The sequence below is a fragment of the Serratia sp. G204Y genome (genome assembly GCF_051172435.1).
GTDB lineage: Bacteria > Pseudomonadota > Gammaproteobacteria > Enterobacterales > Enterobacteriaceae > Serratia > Serratia sarumanii.
Map to the genome: position 1 here is coordinate 409,466 of NZ_JBPIZA010000002.1, position 19,624 is coordinate 429,089.

The 19,624-nt window shown below is 61.7% G+C and carries 22 protein-coding genes; 12 read left to right on the forward strand and 10 right to left on the reverse strand.

Annotated elements, in window-relative coordinates:
- Positions 1 to 9 precede the first annotated feature (9 nt).
- Genes phnL through phnP form a run of 5 tightly spaced genes read left to right on the forward strand, consistent with a single transcriptional unit; the run spans position 10 to position 3,813 of the window.
- Positions 10 to 714: a phosphonate C-P lyase system protein PhnL gene (phnL, locus tag ACSBQQ_RS16310; RefSeq protein ID WP_033636844.1), complete on the forward strand. Its 705-nt coding sequence runs from the start codon at positions 10 to 12 to the stop codon at positions 712 to 714.
- Complete coding sequence (gene phnM / locus ACSBQQ_RS16315; protein WP_043148231.1) at positions 714 to 1,850, forward strand: alpha-D-ribose 1-methylphosphonate 5-triphosphate diphosphatase; 1,137 nt, start codon at positions 714 to 716, stop codon at positions 1,848 to 1,850. The genes phnL and phnM overlap by 1 nt, the downstream gene beginning before the upstream one ends.
- Positions 1,850 to 2,419: a ribose 1,5-bisphosphokinase gene (gene phnN / locus ACSBQQ_RS16320; protein WP_060426499.1), complete on the forward strand. Its 570-nt coding sequence runs from the start codon at positions 1,850 to 1,852 to the stop codon at positions 2,417 to 2,419. Before phnM ends, phnN begins: the two co-directional genes overlap by 1 nt.
- Positions 2,416 to 3,018, forward strand: a complete 603-nt coding sequence (locus ACSBQQ_RS16325) for a DapH/DapD/GlmU-related protein (RefSeq protein ID WP_015376431.1) — start codon at positions 2,416 to 2,418, stop codon at positions 3,016 to 3,018. The genes phnN and ACSBQQ_RS16325 overlap by 4 nt, the downstream gene beginning before the upstream one ends.
- A gap of 12 nt (positions 3,019 to 3,030) precedes the next feature.
- Positions 3,031 to 3,813, forward strand: coding sequence for a phosphonate metabolism protein PhnP (phnP, locus tag ACSBQQ_RS16330; RefSeq protein WP_033641671.1), 783 nt, complete (start codon positions 3,031 to 3,033; stop codon positions 3,811 to 3,813).
- Here phnP and ACSBQQ_RS16335 read toward each other — a convergent pair.
- A complete protein-coding gene (locus tag ACSBQQ_RS16335) occupies positions 3,770 to 4,402 on the reverse strand; it encodes an NAD(P)H-binding protein (protein WP_033648650.1) in 633 nt (210 codons plus the stop codon). The genes phnP and ACSBQQ_RS16335 overlap by 44 nt on opposite strands.
- A gap of 30 nt (positions 4,403 to 4,432) precedes the next feature.
- Positions 4,433 to 4,873, reverse strand: coding sequence for a YhbP family protein (locus ACSBQQ_RS16340; protein WP_033648653.1), 441 nt, complete (start codon positions 4,871 to 4,873; stop codon positions 4,433 to 4,435).
- Positions 4,874 to 5,306: 433 nt separating this feature from the next.
- Here ACSBQQ_RS16340 and speFL point away from each other — a divergent pair, with 433 nt between their 5' ends.
- The 4 genes from speFL to ACSBQQ_RS16360 all read left to right on the forward strand — a co-directional run bounded on the left by speFL (position 5,307) and on the right by ACSBQQ_RS16360 (position 9,619).
- Positions 5,307 to 5,411: a leader peptide SpeFL gene (gene speFL, locus ACSBQQ_RS16345; protein WP_004933443.1), complete on the forward strand. Its 105-nt coding sequence runs from the start codon at positions 5,307 to 5,309 to the stop codon at positions 5,409 to 5,411.
- Between the two features lie 274 nt (positions 5,412 to 5,685).
- Positions 5,686 to 7,848, forward strand: a complete 2,163-nt coding sequence (gene speF, locus ACSBQQ_RS16350) for an ornithine decarboxylase SpeF (RefSeq protein WP_033648654.1) — start codon at positions 5,686 to 5,688, stop codon at positions 7,846 to 7,848.
- A gap of 62 nt (positions 7,849 to 7,910) precedes the next feature.
- On the forward strand, positions 7,911 to 9,227 hold the full coding sequence (potE, locus tag ACSBQQ_RS16355) for a putrescine-ornithine antiporter (protein ID WP_033648789.1): 1,317 nt from the start codon (positions 7,911 to 7,913) through the stop codon (positions 9,225 to 9,227).
- An 86-nt stretch (positions 9,228 to 9,313) separates the two neighbouring features.
- Positions 9,314 to 9,619 carry a GIY-YIG nuclease family protein gene (locus tag ACSBQQ_RS16360; RefSeq protein WP_139286553.1) on the forward strand — a complete coding sequence of 102 codons (306 nt, stop codon included), beginning with the start codon at positions 9,314 to 9,316 and terminating at the stop codon, positions 9,617 to 9,619.
- Here ACSBQQ_RS16360 and ACSBQQ_RS16365 read toward each other — a convergent pair.
- Positions 9,606 to 10,109, reverse strand: coding sequence for a GNAT family N-acetyltransferase (locus ACSBQQ_RS16365; protein WP_033648656.1), 504 nt, complete (start codon positions 10,107 to 10,109; stop codon positions 9,606 to 9,608). The genes ACSBQQ_RS16360 and ACSBQQ_RS16365 overlap by 14 nt on opposite strands.
- On the reverse strand, positions 10,103 to 10,624 hold the full coding sequence (ubiT, locus tag ACSBQQ_RS16370; RefSeq protein WP_033633544.1) for a ubiquinone anaerobic biosynthesis accessory factor UbiT: 522 nt from the start codon (positions 10,622 to 10,624) through the stop codon (positions 10,103 to 10,105). The genes ACSBQQ_RS16365 and ubiT overlap by 7 nt, the downstream gene beginning before the upstream one ends.
- Positions 10,625 to 10,882: 258 nt before the next feature.
- On the opposite strand from ubiT, the gene ubiU reads away from it, so the two are divergent.
- Together ubiU and ACSBQQ_RS16380 are read left to right on the forward strand one after the other, a co-directional pair.
- On the forward strand, positions 10,883 to 11,878 hold the full coding sequence (gene ubiU, locus ACSBQQ_RS16375) for a ubiquinone anaerobic biosynthesis protein UbiU (RefSeq protein WP_033648657.1): 996 nt from the start codon (positions 10,883 to 10,885) through the stop codon (positions 11,876 to 11,878).
- Between the two features lie 11 nt (positions 11,879 to 11,889).
- Entirely contained in the window at positions 11,890 to 12,768 is an 879-nt protein-coding gene (locus ACSBQQ_RS16380) for a U32 family peptidase (protein WP_033648658.1), read from the forward strand.
- 308 nt (positions 12,769 to 13,076) lie between these two features.
- Here ACSBQQ_RS16380 and ACSBQQ_RS16385 read toward each other — a convergent pair whose 3' ends face one another.
- From ACSBQQ_RS16385 to ACSBQQ_RS16400, 4 genes are all read right to left on the reverse strand, one after another.
- On the reverse strand, positions 13,077 to 13,448 hold the full coding sequence (locus ACSBQQ_RS16385) for a hypothetical protein (protein WP_126171282.1): 372 nt from the start codon (positions 13,446 to 13,448) through the stop codon (positions 13,077 to 13,079).
- Positions 13,449 to 13,605: 157 nt separating this feature from the next.
- Positions 13,606 to 14,745 (reverse strand): ABC transporter permease, encoded by a 1,140-nt coding sequence (locus ACSBQQ_RS16390; protein ID WP_033648660.1) that lies wholly within the window; start codon positions 14,743 to 14,745, stop codon positions 13,606 to 13,608.
- Positions 14,742 to 15,896: an ABC transporter permease gene (locus ACSBQQ_RS16395; RefSeq protein ID WP_060428783.1), complete on the reverse strand. Its 1,155-nt coding sequence runs from the start codon at positions 15,894 to 15,896 to the stop codon at positions 14,742 to 14,744. Before ACSBQQ_RS16395 ends, ACSBQQ_RS16390 begins: the two co-directional genes overlap by 4 nt.
- The gene (locus ACSBQQ_RS16400) at positions 15,878 to 16,849 is read right to left on the reverse strand and encodes an HlyD family secretion protein (RefSeq protein WP_033636831.1); all 972 of its coding nucleotides are present in this window, start codon (positions 16,847 to 16,849) and stop codon (positions 15,878 to 15,880) included. Before ACSBQQ_RS16400 ends, ACSBQQ_RS16395 begins: the two co-directional genes overlap by 19 nt.
- A gap of 230 nt (positions 16,850 to 17,079) precedes the next feature.
- Between ACSBQQ_RS16400 and ACSBQQ_RS16405 the strand changes: the two genes are divergently transcribed.
- Positions 17,080 to 18,093, forward strand: a complete 1,014-nt coding sequence (locus ACSBQQ_RS16405; RefSeq protein WP_170310560.1) for a luciferase-like monooxygenase — start codon at positions 17,080 to 17,082, stop codon at positions 18,091 to 18,093.
- A gap of 38 nt (positions 18,094 to 18,131) precedes the next feature.
- On the opposite strand, the gene yedF is transcribed toward ACSBQQ_RS16405, so the two are convergent.
- Entirely contained in the window at positions 18,132 to 18,371 is a 240-nt protein-coding gene (gene yedF / locus ACSBQQ_RS16410) for a sulfurtransferase-like selenium metabolism protein YedF (RefSeq protein ID WP_004933486.1), read from the reverse strand.
- Positions 18,368 to 19,582 (reverse strand): selenium metabolism membrane protein YedE/FdhT, encoded by a 1,215-nt coding sequence (gene yedE, locus ACSBQQ_RS16415; RefSeq protein ID WP_033648664.1) that lies wholly within the window; start codon positions 19,580 to 19,582, stop codon positions 18,368 to 18,370. The genes yedF and yedE overlap by 4 nt, the downstream gene beginning before the upstream one ends.
- Between the last annotated feature and the right edge of the window lie 42 nt (positions 19,583 to 19,624).

Here is a 19,624-nt window from a genome sequence, read left to right on the forward strand (position 1 = left end):
GATATACAGATGACTATGCAAATTCGAGTTGAACATCTCAGTAAAACCTTTGTGCTGCACCAGCAGTACGGCACCCGCCTGCCGGTGCTGCACGACGCCAACCTGACGGTCGGCAGCGGCGAATGCGTGGTGCTGCACGGCCACTCCGGCAGCGGCAAATCCACCCTGCTGCGCTCGCTGTACGCCAACTACCTGCCGGATAGCGGCCATATCTGGATCAACCACCAGGGCGACTGGCTGGACATGGTCAGCGCCGATGCGCGCCAGATTCTGGCGGTGCGCCGCCATACGCTGGGCTGGGTCAGCCAGTTCCTGCGGGTGATCCCGCGCATCAGCGCGCTGGAGGTGGTGATGCAGCCGCTGCTGGAACAGGGCGTCGAACGCGCCGAGTGCCGAGAACGCGCTGAGGCGCTGCTCGCCGCGCTCAACGTGCCGCAGCGCCTGTGGCCGCTGGCGCCGTCCACCTTCTCCGGCGGCGAGCAGCAGCGGGTGAACATCGCGCGCGGCTTTATCGTCGATTACCCCATTCTGTTGCTGGACGAACCGACCGCCTCGCTCGACAGCCGCAACAGCGCGGCGGTGGTGCAACTTATCGAACGCGCCAAGGCGCGCGGCGCGGCGATCGTCGGCATTTTTCACGATGAAGGCGTCCGCCAACAGGTCGCCGACCGGCTTTATGACATGCAGGCGCCGCAGGCGCTGGAGGCCCTCTGATGATCGTCAATAACGTTAAGCTGGTGCTGGATGACCAGGTGGTGCAAGGCTCGCTGGAGATGCAGGACGGCGTGATCCGCAGCTTCGCCGACGGCCCGAGCCGGCTGCCGCAGGCGCTGGACGGCGACGGCGGCTGGCTGCTGCCGGGGCTGATCGAGCTGCATACCGACAACCTGGACAAGTTCTTTACCCCGCGCCCGAACGTTGACTGGCCGGCCCATTCGGCGATGAGCAGCCACGACGCGCTGATGGTGGCCAACGGCATCACCACGGTACTGGACGCGGTGGCGATCGGCGACGTGCGCGACGGCGGCCACCGGCTGGAAAACCTGCAGAAGATGATCGACGCGGTGATCCACAGCCAGCGCGCCGGGGTGAACCGCGCCGAACACCGGCTGCACCTGCGCTGCGAGCTACCGCACGAGAGCACGCTGCCGCTGTTCGAACAGCTGATGGACAAGCCGGGCGTGTCGCTGGTGTCGCTGATGGATCACTCGCCGGGCCAGCGCCAGTTCGCCTCGCGCGAAAAATACCGCGAATACTATCAGGGCAAATACCACCTCAACGACCAGCAGATGAGCGAATACGAGGAGCAGCAGGTCGCCCTATCCGCCCGCTGGGCCGCGCCGAACCGCGAGGCGATCGCCGCCCACTGCCGCGCGCGCCGCATCTCGTTGGCCAGCCATGACGATGCCACCGCCGCGCACGTCGCCGAATCCTGCGCGCTGGGCAGCGCCATTGCCGAGTTCCCCACCACCGAAGCGGCCGCCCGCGCCTCGCACCAGCAGGGCCTGCAGGTGCTGATGGGCGCGCCGAACATCGTGCGCGGCGGTTCCCACTCCGGCAACGTGGCGGCGCACCACCTGGCGGCGCTGGGGGTGCTGGATATTCTCTCTTCCGATTATTACCCGGCCAGCCTGCTGGACGCGGCGTTTCGCCTCGCGGCGGACGAACGCAACGCCTACGATCTGCCCCAGGCGGTGCGCATGATCACCCGCAACCCGGCGCGGGCGCTGGATCTGCAGGATCGCGGCACCATCGCCGAAGGATTGCGGGCGGATCTGGTGCTGGCGCGGCCGCACGGTGAGCACGTTCACGTGCAGAACGTGTGGCGCCAGGGCCGGCAGGTGTTCTGATGGCGCGGCTCATCTACCTGATGGGGCCTTCCGGCGCAGGCAAGGACAGCCTGCTGGCCGCGCTGCGGGCCGACGCCGACCGCGCACCGCTGGTGGCGCACCGTTACATTACCCGGCCGGCGGACGCTGGCTGCGAGAATCACATCGCGCTGAGCGAACCGGAATTTCTGCGCCGCCGCGCCAAGGGGCTGTTCGCACTCGACTGGCAGGCCCACCAGCAGCGCTACGCGTTCGGGATCGAAGTGGATCTTTGGCTGCTGCAGGGGATCGACGTGGCGGTCAACGGTTCGCGCGCCCACCTGCCGCATGCGCAGCAGCGCTATGGTGCGCAGTTGCTGCCGGTGTGCCTGCAGGTCAGCGCCGGGATCCTGCGCCGGCGCCTGCAGGATCGCGGACGGGAAAGCGCCGAACAGATCGAGCAGCGGCTGGCGCGGGCGGCGGAATATCAGCAGAGTCTGCCCGCCGGCTGCCGGGTGCTGCACAACGACGGCCCACTCGACGACACCCTGGCGGCGCTGCTGGCGCTGCTGCCTACCGCCACCCGACAAGCTCAGGACGCGACGCCATGAACGACTTTGCCCAGCCGAAAATCGGCGACAACGTGACCCTTAACCGCACCCGGCTCGGCCAATATGTGCATCTGGCCGACGATGCGATCCTGGAAGAGGTGGAGATGGGGGACTACTCCTATACCGCCGGGCACAACCAGATCTTTTACGCCACCATCGGCAAGTTCGTCTCCATCGCCTCCTATGCGCGCATCAATCCCGGCAACCACCCGACCTACCAGCGCATCGCGCAGCACCACTTTACCTACCGCGCCTCCGAATACGGGCTGGGGGAAGACGACGCGGCGTTCTTCGACTGGCGGCGCGAGCACCACGTCACCGTCGGCCACGACGTGTGGATCGGCCATAACGCCATCCTGATGCCGGGCGTCAGCGTCGGCAACGGCGCGGTGATCGGCAGCGCGGCGGTGGTCACCAAGGACGTGGAGCCTTACAGCATCGTCGCCGGCGTGGCGGCCAAGAAGATCGGCATGCGCTTTGACGACGCGCTGATAGAACGCATCGAACGCAGCCAGTGGTGGCACTGGGATCACGCCACGCTGCAGGCGCGGCTGGCGGATTTTCGCGACATCAACCGCTTTGCCCAGAAGTACCTTTAACGGAGGGGAGCGATGCAACTGACCTTTCTCGGCACCGGCGGCGCGCAGCAGGTGCCGGTGTTCGGCTGCGACTGCCTGATCTGCCAACGGGCGCGGCGCGAGCCGGCATTTCGGCGGCGAGCATGCAGCGCCATGCTTAACTATCAGGGGGAAACGACCTTATTGGATGCGGGATTGCCGGCTTTGGAGCGGCGATTTTCGGCGGGGCAAATTCAACGTTTTTTACTGACACATTACCACATGGATCACGTTCAGGGGTTATTTCCTTTGCGTTGGGGGTGCGGAAATTCCATTCCTGTGTATGGCCCGCCGGATGAACAGGGTTGCGACGATCTGTTCAAACACCCCGGCATTCTGGCGTTTCAGCCGCCGCTGGCGCCCTTCGCCACCGTCGAACTGGGCGGCATGCGCATCACCCCGCTGCCACTGCAACACTCCAAACTGACCCACGGCTATCTGATCCAGGCGGCGGGCGCTGCGCTGGCCTACCTGACCGACACCGTCGGCCTGCCGCCGGCCACCGCCGACTATCTGCAGAACGTGGCGCTGGATCTGCTGGTGCTCGATTGCAGCCTGCCGCCTCAGCCGCAGGCGCCGCGCAACCACAACGATCTGACCCGCGCGCAGGAGACGCAGCGGTTACTGCAGCCCAAACGCACGCTGCTGACGCACATCAGCCATCATCTCGATCTGTGGCTGCTGGACAACGAACTGCCCGCCGGGCTGGAGCTGGCGTTCGACCACCTCAGCGTCAGCCTCGGTAGCAGTGCAGCCGATCCGACTCCAGCACCCTGACCCCTTCGCCCGGCGTGAACGCCTGCTGCAGCAGCGTTTGCGCCACGTCTTTGGCGGAAACGGCGCGCCATTTGCCGGGCAGCAGCCTGAACAGCGGTAGCGTGAGGCGCTCCATCAGGCGCGGCGCGGGGCGATCCCCCACCAGCATGGAAGGCCGCACCAGCGTCAGGCGCGGCCAGTGCTGTTCGCGCAGCGCCTGCTCCATCTCGCCTTTGGTGCGGTTATACAGGAAGGTGGAATCCGCGTTGGCGCCCAACGCGCTCACCACCAGACAGTGCTGCGCCCCCAACCGGCGGCCGGTCAGCGCGCTCTCCACCACCAGTTGATAATCGACGTAGCGGAAGGCATCGGCGCTGCCCGCCGCCCGGCGGGTGGTGCCCAGGCAGCAGAACACCAGATCGACCGGCTGCTGCAGGCTACTCAGCAGTTCGAACAGCGCATCGCCGACCGGGTTGGTCAGCTTGCCGTGCGGCGGCAGCGGCGCGCGCGTCGGCGCCACGATGGCCGTTATCTGCGGATCGCTTTGCAACAGCTGCAACAACTCGCGCCCCACCAGCCCGGTTGCGCCGACTAACAGTGCTCGCGCCATGCAATCTCCCGTTGTAATCAATACGTCAACTTAAAGTATAGACCGCGCCCAATGCAGCTTCTTGCCGAAGCCGAGGGTGTTGTCGGTCATCTTCACCTCGTGCAGATCCAGCCGCCAAACCGAGGCTTTCATCGCCCTGGCGATCGGGAAGCGCTTGCAGTAACGCGCGCGCGCCGCCTCGGCTTCTTCGCCGCTCAGCAGCACCGCCTCGGCGCGATACTGCACGCCGCGGATCAGCGCGATGCTTTTCGGCTTCGGCGCGATGGTGCCGACCACCCGGCCGTTGTTCAGCATCAGCCCGCCGTGGCGGGTGTGCGGTTCGGTCATCAGCCACAGCGCCATCGCCGCGGCGTCGAACACGTAAAAACAGTTGGCGCACCACATGTCGAGGCCGTCGCCGGCGCACAGCGTCAAGACGTGTTGTTTGCCGATGAAATCCGCAATCTGCTGCCGTTGTTCTGGGGTATTCAAGGTTACTCGCCTCCCTGTTCACTCACTTCATCTTACCCTGCGTTGTTGAGGCGAGTCACAAATAACGATAATCATCAAAAAACCAAATTGAATATAAAAACACAATAAATGCATTTTTATTAACTTAGGCCCGAAAAAGATTTATAACATAAAAAATACAAGACGGATTTATTTGATCATTATGCAACCGCTTATTCGACCGGTTCTTTTATTCCCATCCTGACGATACGCAAATTTAGCGCACCCGACCGGAGTCGATTAGCAATTCGTTTACAAGCCCGTTGGCCCACCTGAACGCTGTTTATGCAACTCATTGCATAATCAATGAATAGTTATTTATAAACACCGGCATTTATGTGACATTCATCACGATTTTTAGCCAACCTTGCGTTAAAATAGCGCCATCTTTTCACTCAGCAAGGTGGATTAGAAAATGGAAAACAATAACCGCAAAATGGCGCATATCAGGCGCACAACCCATATTATGATGATGGCTCATCGCAGCTGCTTTAGCTTCGCATTCTTCAACTACAGATAACCCTCTCCCTTCGCTCTTACGCTGTTGATAAGAGTGTCATTGCGTTTTTATTTATTCTCCGCACGCCGGTGATAATATCGCTTTCTCGCTAACCGGGAAGGACACGCAATTCATTCTTAATTTCGGCCAAGCGCATCCAAGCTAAATAAAACAACGAACACAGTTAATGCCTTTCGGCATCGCTGGGTTCTCGCACACCTTTATTTTCGTGAAGGCGTTAGCGGCAAATGGAATTATTTGCCGACGGACTGCCTTTGCCTGAAGAATGAGAAAAATGAAAAAATTAAAAATTGCCGCCAACACCCAAACCCTCGGCTGCTTTGAAACTGAACGCGACATCGTCGATGTGCATCACAGCGATTTCAATGATGTCGCCGCCATCGTGCTGTCGGTAGACGACGTCACGCACGGCATGGTGGCGCGCATCGAAGAGCACGGCCTCAACATTCCGCTGTTCGTCGCCGTCTGCTGCGAAGAAGAGCTGGATAACGCCGTATTGCCGGCGCTGCACGGCGTGTTTGAACTGTGCGGCAAGAATACCCAGTTCTACGGCAAACAGCTGGAGGCCGCCGCCGCCAAATATGAGAGCGAGCTGCTGCCGCCGTTCTTCAATACGCTGACGCAGTACGTGGAAATGGGCAACGCCACCTTCGCCTGCCCAGGCCACCAGGGCGGCGAGTTCTTCCGTAAACATCCGGCGGGCCGCCAGTTCTTCGACTTCTACGGCGAAACGCTTTTCCGCTCCGACATGTGCAACGCCGACGTCAAACTGGGCGACCTGTTGATCCACGAAGGCGCGCCTTGCGCCGCGCAGCAGCACGCCGCCAAGGTGTTCAACGCCGACAAGACCTACTTCGTGCTCAACGGCACCTCGGCCTCGAACAAGGTGGCGACCAACGCCCTGCTGACGCGTGGCGACCTGGTGCTGTTCGACCGCAACAACCATAAATCCAACCACCACGGCGCGCTGATCCAGGCCGGCGCCACGCCGGTTTATCTGGAGACCGCCCGCAACCCGTTCGGCTTTATCGGCGGCATCGACGCGCACTGCTTCGACGAACGCTACCTGCGCCAACAGATCCGCGAAGTGGCGCCGGAACGCGCCAACGAAGCCCGCCCGTTCCGCCTGGCGATCATCCAGCTCGGCACCTACGACGGCACCATCTACAACGCCCGCCAGGTGGTCGACAAGATTGGCCACCTGTGCGACTACATCCTGTTCGACTCCGCCTGGGTGGGCTATGAGCAGTTCATTCCGATGATGAAAGACTGCTCGCCGCTGCTGCTGGAGCTGAACGAGAACGATCCCGGCATCATCGTCACCCAGTCGGTGCACAAACAGCAGGCCGGCTTCTCACAAACCTCGCAGATCCACAAAAAAGACAAGCACATCAAGGGGCAGAGCCGCTACTGCAACCACAAGCGCTTCAACAACGCCTTCATGCTGCACGCCTCTACCAGCCCGTTCTACCCGCTGTTCGCCGCGCTGGACGTCAACGCCAAGATGCACGAGGGCAAAAGCGGCCAGCGCCTGTGGCAGGAGTGCGTGCGCGTGGGGATCGAAGCGCGCAAAATGCTGCTGGATACCTGTACGATGATCAAACCGTTCGTGCCGGATCAGATCGACGGCAAGCCGTGGCAGGCCTATGACACCGCGGCGATGGCCAACGATCTGCGCTTCTTCAACTTCGTGCCCGGCGAGAAATGGCACGCCTTTGAGGGCTATGCCGAATCGCAGTACTTCGTCGATCCGTGCAAACTGCTGCTCACCACGCCGGGCATCGATACCGCCACCGGCAGCTACAGCGAGTTCGGCATCCCGGCGACCATTCTGGCCAACTACCTGCGTGAAAACGGCATCGTGCCGGAAAAATGCGATCTCAACTCGATCCTGTTCCTGCTGACGCCGGCGGAAGACATCGCCAAGATGCAGCATCTGGTGGCCCTGATCGCCCGCTTCGAGCAGCACATCGAGCAAAACTCCCTGCTCAGCGAGGTGCTGCCTGCGGTCTATAAAAACCACCAGCAGCGCTACAAAAACTACACCATCCGCCAGCTGTGCCAGGAAATGCACGACCTTTACGTCAGCTACGACGTTAAAGAACTGCAAAAAGAGATGTTCCGCAAAAGTTATTTCCCGCGCGTGGTGATGAATCCGCAGGACGCCAATACCGAGTTCGTGCGCGGCAATGTGGAATTGGTCTCGCTGGCTAAAGCCGAGGGCCGCATCGCCGCCGAAGGCGCCCTGCCTTACCCGCCGGGCGTGCTGTGCGTGGTGCCCGGTGAAATTTGGGGCGGTGCCGCGCAGCGTTATTTCCTGGCACTGGAAGAAGGCATCAATTTATTGCCGGGGTTCGCGCCGGAATTGCAGGGCGTTTATATCCAACAGGATGAGGACGGCTGGAACCGCGCTTACGGCTACGTCATGAAAAATTAATCACCTTACGGGGCGGCGATTATTCTCGCCGCCCGGATCGCATCCTAAAAGAGAAAATGATCATGAGTAAGTCCAATAATAAAATGGGGGTCGTGCAATTAACGATCCTGACCGCCGTGAATATGATGGGTTCCGGCATAATTATGCTGCCGACCAAGCTAGCCGAAGTGGGCACGATTTCGATCGTTTCCTGGCTGGTGACCGCCGTCGGCTCGATGGCGCTGGCCTACGCCTTCGCCAAATGCGGCATGTTCAGCCGTAAATCCGGCGGCATGGGTGGTTACGCCGAATACGCCTTCGGCAAATCGGGCAACTTTATGGCGAACTACACCTACGGCGTTTCGCTGCTGATCGCCAACATCGCCATCGCCATTTCCGCCGTCGGCTACGGCACCGAGCTGTTCGACACCACCCTCAGCCCGCTCGGGATCTGTATCGCCACCATCGGCGTGCTGTGGCTGGCGACCGTCGCCAACTTCGGCGGCGCGCGCATCACCGGCAAAATCAGCGGCATCACCGTCTGGGGCGTGATCATTCCGGTGGTGGGCATCTCGGTCATCGGCTGGTACTGGTTCAGCGGCAGCGCCTACGTCGCCGCCTGGAACCCGCATCAGGTGCCAACCTTCGAAGCCATCGGCGCCTCCATCTCAATGACCCTGTGGGCGTTCCTGGGGCTGGAATCCGCCTGCGCCAACACCGACGTGGTGGAAAACCCGGAGCGCAACGTGCCGATCGCCGTACTGGGCGGCACCCTCAGCGCGGCGGTGATCTATATCGTTTCAACCAACGTGATCGCCGGCATCGTGCCGAACATGGATCTGGCCAACTCTACCGCCCCGTTCGGGCTGGCGTTCTCCCACATGTTCAACCCGACGGTCGGCAAGATCATCATGGCGTTGATGGTGATGTCCTGCGTCGGCTCGCTGCTCGGCTGGCAGTTCACCATCGCTCAGGTGTTCAAATCCTCCGCCGACAGCGGCTTCTTCCCGAAAATCTTCTCCAAGCTGAGCAAGGCCGACGCGCCGGTTAAAGGCATGCTGACCATCGTCGTCATCCAGAGCGGCCTGTCGCTGATGACCATCAGCCCGTCGCTGAACAAGCAGTTCAACGTGCTGGTGAACCTGGCGGTGGTGACCAACATCATCCCTTACATCCTGTCGATGGCGGCGCTGGTCATTATTCAGAAAGTGGCGAAGGTGCCGGACAACAAGGCGCGCATCGCCAATATCATCGCCGGCATCGGCGCGCTGTACAGCTTCTACGCGCTCTACAGCTCCGGTGAGGAAGCGATGATGTGGGGCGCCATCGCCACCTTCCTCGGCTGGACGCTGTACGGCATCGTTTCGCCGCGCTTCGAACTGGCGGGAAAAAAGGGGTAAAGCGGTAGGGCAGCGGCGGCCGGGGATGGGATTGTGACGGCGAACATGCCATCATACGCCGACCCTGGCCACCGAAACGGCGTACGATGACCGACAGCTCCCCCACTCTCTGGCACCTCTACATGCTGCGTTTACCGAGCGGCATGCTGTATACCGGCATCACCACCGACGTGGCGCGCCGCCTGGCGCAGCATCAAGCCGGCAAAGGCGCCAAGGCGCTGCGCGGAAAAGGGGAACTGACGCTGGCATTTCACTGCCAGGTGGGGGATCGCTCAACGGCGCTGAAGCTGGAATACCGCGTCAAACAGCTGAGCAAAATACAAAAAGAGCGGCTGGTGAATCACCCGCCGCTGTCGTTGGAGTATCTATTGCCGGTCGTTAAAAGCGATTAAACGGCGCCGAAAAAGCCACTTCGCCGCTGACGCCATTCAGGGCGTCTTCCGCCAGCGGATACACCTGGAACGCACTTTCCGTGTCCGGCCAGCGGCAGTTCAGGCCATAGGCGGCGGCCGGTTTAAAACCGAAGCGGCCGTAGTAGGCCGGATCGCCCAGCACCACCACCGCGGCGTAGCTGAATTCGTTCAGCGAATCCAAGCCTTCGTAAACCAGCTTTTCAGCCAGCCCCTGGCGGCGCAGGCTTTCATCTACCGCCAGCGGCGCCAGCGCCACCCATTGGCGGTCTTCGCCGGCCACGTCTACCGGGCTAAACGCGGCGTAACCCACTACCCCGCCTTCGTCGTCAGTAGCGACCACGCCCAGCGTCAGCAGGCCATCTTCGCGCAGCTGCTGCACCAGATCGGCTTCGTCGTCGCGGCCAAAGGCGCGGCGCAGCAAGGCATCGATGCCCGCCGCGTCTACCGGGATCTCTACGCGGATCAGCATGATACCGCCACACGGGAAGCCGACGCCGTGCCCTCCTGCAACCCTGCTTCGACAAAATCAGCCAACTGCAACAGCCCCATGCGCAGCGGCGCAGGCATGCTTTCCAGCTCGATGGCGTCCATCAAATTTTTCACATACAGGCCCAATTCGGTATCCCCTTCAATCTGCAGCCGACGCTGAAAGAACAGCGTATCCGGATCTTGCTTGCGCGCCGCGATCAGGATCAGATCGTTGGCGTCGCCGCTGAAGCTGACGTCCGCTTCGGCGTGCTGGCTGACCACCAGTTTGTCGTTTTCTACCGTCATAAACCAGTGTAGCGCCAGATCGCGAACTTCGATCTTCAGCCAGCGCGATTCGAGAAATTCCAGATCGCCATCCGCCAACGCCTGGCGGAACTGCCAGCTCAGCACCTGTTGCAGCAGCTGACGCTGCAGGGCGAACGGCGTGAATTTCAGCGGGATGCGCAGCAGCGACGGCCCCTGGCGCACAAGGCGTGCTCGTAGTTGTTCCAACACGGTCATCCACTCCTTTCAATACGGACTACCGCTATTTTGCCACACTGGCGCGCGGCTTCAGCGGTCTATATCAACAAATAGTGCATTTCACCGCCATGTTTATCAATACGCCATAAGCTGCCCCAAATCAAAACCTGTGTGCGCCCCTTTGCCTAAAATGGCCTCCCCGATTCGCGTTTGCCGGCGGAACACCGCCGTCGGCAACCTTTAAAGACAGCGTGCGCCCGGCCGGGTGCACGGCTAAGCCAGGATAAATCTATGGAGCTGCTTTGTCCCGCCGGCAACCTGCCGGCCCTGAAGGCCGCGGTGGATAACGGCGCCGACGCCGTTTACATCGGCCTGAAAGACGATACCAACGCGCGCCACTTCGCCGGCCTCAACTTCACCGAGAAAAAGCTGCAGGAAGCGGTCGATTACGTGCATCGCCACGGCCGCAAGCTGCATATCGCCATCAACACCTTCGCCCATCCCGACGGCTACGTCCGCTGGCAGCGCGCGGTGGATATGGCAGCCCAGCTGGGCGCCGACGCGCTGATTCTGGCGGATCTGGCGATGCTGGAATACGCCGCCCAGCGCTACCCGCAGCTGGAGCGCCACGTTTCGGTGCAGGCCTCCGCCACCAACGAGGAGGCGATCCGTTTCTACCAGCGCAACTTCGAGGTGGGCCGGGTGGTACTGCCGCGCGTGCTGTCGATGCATCAGGTGAAACAGCTGGCGCGCACCAGCCCGGTGCCGCTGGAAGTGTTCGCCTTCGGCAGCCTGTGCATCATGGCCGAGGGACGCTGCTATCTCTCCTCCTACCTGACCGGCGAATCGCCGAACACCGTCGGCGCCTGTTCGCCGGCACGGTTCGTGCGCTGGCAGCAAACCCCGCAGGGCATGGAGTCGCGCCTGAACGACGTGCTGATCGACCGCTACCAGGACCATGAAAACGCCGGCTACCCGACGCTGTGCAAGGGCCGCTATCTGGTGGACGACGTGCGCTACCACGCGCTGGAAGAGCCCACCAGCCTCAATACGCTGGAGCTGCTGCCGGAGCTGCTGGCCGCCAACATCGCCTCGGTGAAGATCGAAGGCCGCCAGCGCAGCCCGGCTTACGTCAGCCAGGTGGCGCGCGTCTGGCGCCAGGCGCTCGATCGCTGCCAGGCCGATCCGGCCGCCTACCGTGCCGACGCCGCCTGGATGGAGACGCTGGGCGCGATGTCCGAGGGCACCCAGACCACGCTGGGCGCCTATCACCGCAAATGGCAGTAGCCGGAGGAAACATGAAATACGCACTGGGGCCGGTGCTCTACTACTGGCCGAAAAACGACATCGCGGCGTTCTATCAGCAGGCGGCAGAGAGCAGCGCCGACATCATTTACCTCGGCGAGAGCGTCTGCACCAAGCGGCGCGAGATGAAGGTCGGCGATTGGCTGGCGTTGGCGCGCGAAATCGCCCGCAGCGGCAAGCAGGTGGTGATCTCTACGCTGGCGCTGCTGCAGGCGCCGTCCGAGCTGAATGAGCTGAAACGCTATGTGGAGAACGGCGAGTTCCTGTTTGAAGCCAACGATCTGGGCGCGGTGAACATGGCGGCGGAGCGCGGCTTGCCGTTCGTCGCCGGCCACGCGCTGAACTGCTACAACGCCTATACCCTGCGCCTGCTGCGCCGCCAGGGCATGATGCGCTGGTGCATGCCGGTCGAGCTGTCGCGCGACTGGCTGGCCAACCTGCTGACGCAGTGCGACGAGCTGGGCTTCCGCCATGATTTCGAGGTGGAGGTGCTGAGCTACGGCCACCTGCCGCTGGCCTATTCGGCGCGCTGCTTCACCGCCCGCTCGGAGAACCGCGGCAAGGACGAGTGCGAAACCTGCTGCATCAAGTATCCGCAGGGCCGCATGATGCGCTCGCAGGAGCAACAACAGGTGTTCGTGCTCAACGGCATTCAGACCATGAGCGGCTACTGCTACAACCTCGGCAACGAGCTGCCGAGCATGCAGGGGCTGGTGGACATCGTGCGGCTGTCGCCGCAGGGCGCCGAGACGCTGGCGCAAATCGATGACTTCCGCGCCAACGAACGCGGCGAAAAGCCGCTGGCCTTGACCGATCACGCCGACTGCAACGGCTACTGGCGCCGCGTGGCGGGATTGGAGTTGGTGTCTTAGCGAGGTAAGCGCCGGCGGCGCACTGTCGCCGGCATTGTTTATTTATCAAGATGAATACGGTTATTTCCGCCGTGGAACCAATGGAATAAACTTACACACATCAGGCAGCAGCTTCTGATACCAAAATAAGTAAAAACCGCGATGACCGCATCTACCAAATGTTCTCCGTATGAAATAATACTTAGCGAGGAAAACGAGACAAGTAACATGCTCAACGTTAGTGCCATCATATTACAAAGCGGGTCTAAAATACGTCTATTGGCCATAACCCACCCTCTATTGTTGAAACGGTAAAAGCGATGTTCTCATCACCATCGACACTGCCCATTAACGCTATTGGCGTTTTTATTGCCACCCAAGGCACCACCGTTATTCTTATTATTCCCTGCGGGGCTGTTATCGGCGCAAGAGACCGCCCCCATCAAGCCACCGGCAACCGCCATACCTATCATCCCTGGCGGGCCACCTGAAAAACCGGTAAATGCGCCAATGATGATACCCATTCCAACCTGATTGGCACAGGAGTTTGGTGCACCTCTGCTTGGCCTGTCACGATCGCCGCCGTTATTTCCATCACCACAACCGCCAATCAGTTTCATCTCATCAGAAGTAAGCTCTCTTATTGTTGACATATTTATATTATCCTTTAAATAACACGTTATAGATAAAACTAACGCCAACCATTAATTCCCTAAACCGGTCGACAATGACAATTACCAAAGTCAATATAAGAAATTAAATCAAAATAACAATAGACATCCCGCTAAATAAACAACCTTAAACATATCGATAATACGAAATAATAAAGGCGCCGAATATGGCGCCTTTATTGGTTCCCTACGCCCGCCGCTTCCTGAACATCCCGCGCAGCGCCACGCTGTTGCGCAAGAAGCCGACGCCGAAGCCCAGCAGGGTGTAGACCACGCCGAGCACCAGCATCATCATCACGTCGCCCCACACTTCGTTCAGCGACAGCCCCATCTGGTTGACGCCGGCGATCGCCTTGGTGCCCCAGGTGGAGGGAATGCTGTAGGAGATGGCGCGCACCCAGGCCGGCATTGACTGCAGCGGCCAGATGGTGCCGGACAGGTAGAAGATCGGCGTGGTGATGAACGCCAGCGTCAGGTAGATCATTTCGACGCTGCGCAGGCACTCGGTCACCAGCTTGCCCAGCCCCAGCACCGCCAGCAGGAACGGGAAGGTCAGCAGCAGCAGTTCGGCGATGTTCGCCGTCTGCCTGTAGCCCAATACCCACGGCCACAGCACGAACAGCACGATCGACAGGAACAGCCAGATCGGCAGCAGCGCCGTCAGCCCGCCGAGGTGCGCCGCCAGCGGCGCCTTGCCGCCGGGCATGCTCTTCATGGCGATGTTGACGCGGATACAGGCGATCAGCAGCGAGTGCTGCAACAGCATCACCAGCAGGCCGGGAAAGATGATCGCCGCGAAGCTGATGCCGGGGTTAAACACGTCCAGCGTTTGCCCCAGTATCGGCGTCAGCAGTATCTGCGCCTGCCGTTCGCTGAAGCCGCTGCGCAGCAGCAGCCCGTTGTTGTACTCCGTCAGCAGCTGCTGGTAGGCCGCCACCACGTCCTGTTGGATCTGGCCGTTGGCCAGGCGGTTGGTGGCGTCGCCGTACACCGGCACCACGATGTTCTGCCCGCTGAGGATCTTCTTCTCCAGATCCACCGGCATGATGATCACCGCAAACAGCTTGCGCCAGCTGAGATCGCGCTGCGCCTGCTCCAGGCTGTCGTAGGTTTCGATCGCTATCTTGGAGGTGGCGTCCAATTGACGGATCAGCTGGCGGCTGGCGGTGCTGTGGTCCTGATCGACCACCCCCACCGGCAGATCCCACACCGTGCGGTTGGCGTACACCATGCTCATGATGCACAGCGACAGGATCAGCATCAGCCATACCGGCCGCTCCAGCATGCCGAGCAGCACCTTAACGAAGGTTTGCCAATAGAGCTTCATCCGGCGTTCCCCTCTTTTGCCAGCCGCGCCGGCAGGCGATTACGCACCAGCAGCGCGGCCACCAGCGGGTAGACCGCCAGCAGCGCACACACGCTGAAAATAGCGCTGGCGTGCACCTGCCGCAGGAACACGTCGAACATCGCGTACAGCGCGTGGGTCAGCGGCTCGATGTTGGAAATGATGCGCGCCGGCAGCGACATCGACAGCTCAGGCACCGCCATGCCGGAGAAGGTCATCGCGATACTGACCAAAATACCGATCAGGCTGTAGGCGGTGATGGTGCTGCCGGTAAAGGTGTACAGCAGCAGGCCGATGCTCTGCGCTGCCATCACGTAAAACAGGCCGATCATCAGCATAAACAGCGGGTTGCCGCTGACGCGGGCGTCAAAGATGCCCACCAGCGCCGCGATCTCCACCATCAGCAGGGTGGTGAAACACAGCGTGTACGGCGCCAGCTTGCCGAGCAGCGCCAGGCTGAACGGCTTGGCCTGCAGCAGCGATTTGCTGCGCGCCAGCACGTAGATCATGCAGGTCACCGCGAACAGCTGCAGCAAATGGATGGTGGCGGCGAACTGCTGGTAATAGATATAGCTGCCGCTGGCATTGAACAGGCTGCCGTAAGAGAGCGTCACATCCGCCAAGGGCGGCAGCGATTTGCCCATCTCGGTGGCGATGATGCTGCGGGTGCTGGCGTTGATTTCGTTCATCAGGCCGCCAAAGTCCTGGGTGGAGTACAGCCCGGCGCCGTAGAACAGCGCGTTGTAGTACATCACCACGCTAGGCTGTTTGCCCGACAGCGCGTTGGCCTCAAAGTCCGGCGGGATATACAGCAACGCGTAATCCTGCGCGCTGCGCAGGCGGCTCAGCGACTCCGGCAGCCCGCCGCCGTAGGCCTCGACGTGGGCGTGCGACCCGGCGTCCAGCCGCCGGGTCAGCGACTTGGACAGCGGGCTGTGATCGCTGTCCACCACCGAGACCGGCAGATCGAGCAGCGTGCCTTCGGAGAAGTTGCTGCTGATCAGCCCAAACAGGATCAGCGGAAAGATCCAGCTCAGCCAGTGCACCACCGGGCTGCGAAAGGCGACGCGACACTCTTTGTCGAACGCGTGACTGAAGCAGCGCCAGCCGGCCCTTACTCTTTCCATTGCCATAAGGTGCTCATCCCCGGACGCAGGCCGTCCACCGGCTGTGACGGATACAGGCGCACTTCGAAGGTTTTCAGGTCGAAGTCGCCGGTGGCGCGGGTGGCGCGTTTGGTGGCGTAATCCCCCAGCGGCGCGATGTAGCGCACCTCGGTGTCGATCATTTTGTCCTTCAGCGCCGGCACCCGCAGCTTGACCTTGTCGCCTTTGCGCACGTGGGCCAGGATGTCTTCGCGCAGGTTAAACACGAAGTAGGCGTCCGGCACCCGGATCAGCGTCACCAGCGGGCTACCGGCGTTCAGCAGCTCGCCCACTTCGGCCGGGATCGGCCCCACTTCGCCGTCCACCGGCGCTTTCACCTGCAGATCGTCGCTCTGCGCCTGGATCTGCAGCAGGTTCTCTTCCGCCGCCCGCAGCGCCGCCGCGTATTGTTGCCGCAGCTCGACGCGGTCGCCGTTGATACCTTCGTCCAGGTTGGCCTTGGCCGCCTGCACCTGCTGGAAGGCGGTGTCGCGCGCCCGGCGCGAAGCGTCCAGCTCGGACTTCGAGATATAGCCCTTGCCGGCCACGCTCAGGTTGCGGTTGTAGTCGTTTTGCGCATTGCGGTACTGCGCTTCGGCCTGCGCCAGGTTGGCGCGCAGGTTGCGGATGCTCTCTTCACGGGTGCCGTGCAGCGACTGATCGAGCTGCGCCTTGGCCTCGTCGCGCGTGGCCTGCGCGGAACGCAGCTGCGCCATCAGTTCGGGGCTGTCGAGCTGGATAATCAGCTGGCCGCTTTTCACGTCGTCGCCACGTTCGATCAGGCGTTCAACCACCCGGCCTTTCGCCTTGGAAGCGACGATCACTTCGGGAGCGTCCACTTCACCCTGCAGTAACAGATCCTGATTGTGCGCGCGGAACAGGACCGCCAATGCGATCGCCACCATCATCAGCAACAGGGTAAACAGCGTCTTTTTTTTCATTATGTCGGCTCCCGGAACGGTAAGCGGCGGGCGGGGATCATCATTTCCATGTCTTAAATTGCTCCAAAAAACACCATTGCTCTCATGAGGATATCACAAGCACATATCTCCTCTTTTATAACTATAAATTGGATTATGCTTTTAACACTAAAAAGCATCATTTTCGGCTTTTTGGTATGCAGATTCCTGCAATCGCCCTTTAAGCGATCCACTCTCTGATGGACGATGCCATGACTGAAAACACTGCCGTACCGCTGTCGGTACTGGATTTATCGCCAATCCCGCAAGGGGCCAAAGCGCGCGACGCTTTCCACTGTTCGCTGGATTTGGCGCAGCACGCCGAACGCTGGGGCTACCGGCGCTACTGGCTGGCCGAGCACCACAACATGACCGGCATCGGCAGCGCCGCCACCTCGGTGCTGCTGGGCTATCTGGCCGCCGGCACCCAGAGCATTCGCCTCGGCTCCGGCGGCGTGATGCTGCCGAACCATGCACCGCTGGTGATCGCCGAGCAGTTCGGCACGCTGGAGTCGCTCTACCCCGGCCGCATCGATCTGGGGCTGGGCCGCGCGCCCGGCACCGATCAGCGCACCATGATGGCGCTGCGCCGCCACCTGTCCGGCGATGTGGATACCTTCCCGCGCGACGTGCAGGAGCTGCAAAACTACTTCTGCGACGCGCAGCCCGGCCAACTGGTGCAGGCAGTGCCGGGCCAGGGGCTGCACGTGCCGCTCTGGCTGCTCGGCTCCAGCCTCTACAGCGCGCAGTTGGCGGCGCAGCTTGGCCTGCCGTTCGCCTTCGCCTCGCACTTCGCCCCGGATATGCTGTTCCAGGCGCTGCAGCTGTACCGCGAAAACTTCAAACCGTCCAAACAGCTGGCGCAGCCGCACGCCATGGTGTGCGTCAACGTGATCGCCGCCGACAGCGATAGCGATGCGCGCTTCCTGTTCAGCTCGATGCAGCAGCAGTTCATCAACCTGCGCCGCGGATCGCCCGGCCCGCTGCCGCCGCCGGTGGATAACATCCACGCGCTGTGGACCGCCGGTGAGCAATACGGCGTCGAGCAGGCGCTGCGGATGTCGATCGTCGGCGATGAAAAAACCGTGCGCCACGGGCTGCAAACGCTGCTGCGTGAAACCGATGCCGACGAGATCATGGTCAACGGCCAGATCTTCGATCACCAGGCGCGGCTGCGTTCGTTCGAGATTGTTGCCGGAGTGAAAGGCGACGTCGTGAAGGGATAAAACGCGAAAAGGCGGTGGGGAACCCCACCGCCTCGGCGTTAACGCTGGATCAGATAGCGGATGGTCGGCCCGTCCTGCTGGATATCCAGCACCTTGTAGCCGTGGTTGCGCGCGTCGAGCGGAATGTTGTTGATCGACTGCGGGCAATCGCTGATCACCTCCAGGATTTCCCCCGGCTTCAGCTGCGGCATCGCCTCCAGCGTCGCCACCGCCGGGTACGGGCAAGGCTCGCCCAGCATGTCCAGCCGGTAGTCCGGCACTATCGTCGTCTCTTTCATGGCAGGCTCCTCAAATTCACCACCTGCGCCTCAGGCCGGGCGCGGAAAAAGCGTTTCTCCCACCACAGCATGGCGGCGAAGGCCAGCGCCAGCAGCAGGTAGGTCACCAGCAGGCCGCCGATCGGGCCGAAGGTGTCGAGCAGGTTGATCTTGTCGTAGTCGGTCGCCAGCGCCGGCGCCAGATCGTCCCAGTAATAGGCCAGCAGCGTGGCGCCGATGATGTTGCCCAGCCCCACCCACCAGTAGTGCACCTGCCCTTCCACCGCGCGGTACATCCAGCCGGTCTCGCAACCGCCGGCCAGCACGATGCCGAAGCCGAACAGCAAGCCGCCCAGCACCGCATTCGGGCCGGCCCACATGATTTTCGGCGCCACGCCGAGCTGCACGTAGCTGAAGATGCCGATGGCGCTCACCGCCATGCCGATGATGATGGCTTTCGCCATGTGGGTGCGGCCGGTGATCCACAGATCGCGGAACGCCGAGGTGAAGCAGATCTGCGCGCGTTCGATCAGCAGACCGAAGCCGATGCCGAACAACATGGCGATGCCGAGCTTCGGCGCATCGAACAGCGTCCACAGCGACCAGGCCACCGCCAGGCCGAAGACCGCCATGCCCAGCCGGAAGCGGCGGCGCGCCTGCTCAGGCTTCTGCGTCAGCGGCGCGGCGGCCTTCACCTTTTGCAATTTAACCGGAATGCGGAACATCGGCAGCAGCGTGAATTTGGCGCCGAAGTACGACCCTGCGGCGGTCGCCAGCGCGAAGAACCAGGCGTGCAGCGAGAACTGCGGAATACCGGTGAAGAATGCCGCCAGGTTACAGCCCATCGCCAGGCGCGCGCCGAAGCCGGCGATAATGCCGCCCAGCAGCGCCTGCACGATGCGAATGCGGTGCTGCGGCTGGCGCAGCTTGATGTTGTTGGCCCACAGCGCGGCGGCGATGCAGCCGGCGAACATGCCGATGATCATGCGCCCGTCGATGCGCTCCAGCGGCGTGCCCTGCAGGCCGATAACCTTGAAATAGCCCCACTGCTCGGGGTGCAGGCCGAACCACTGCAGCACATGGCCGCCCCAGCGGGTGAACTCGCCGGTCACCGCCCAGAAGGTGCCGGTCATGCCGAAATAGTAGGTAGAAAGGATCCCGGCGGCGATCACCGCCGGCAGCGGCGCCCAAAAGCGCACCAGGTATTGAGATTTGAACTGCTGCCAACTCATGGCATCTCCCGTGCATATCATCCGTAAGAAAAAACCTTATGA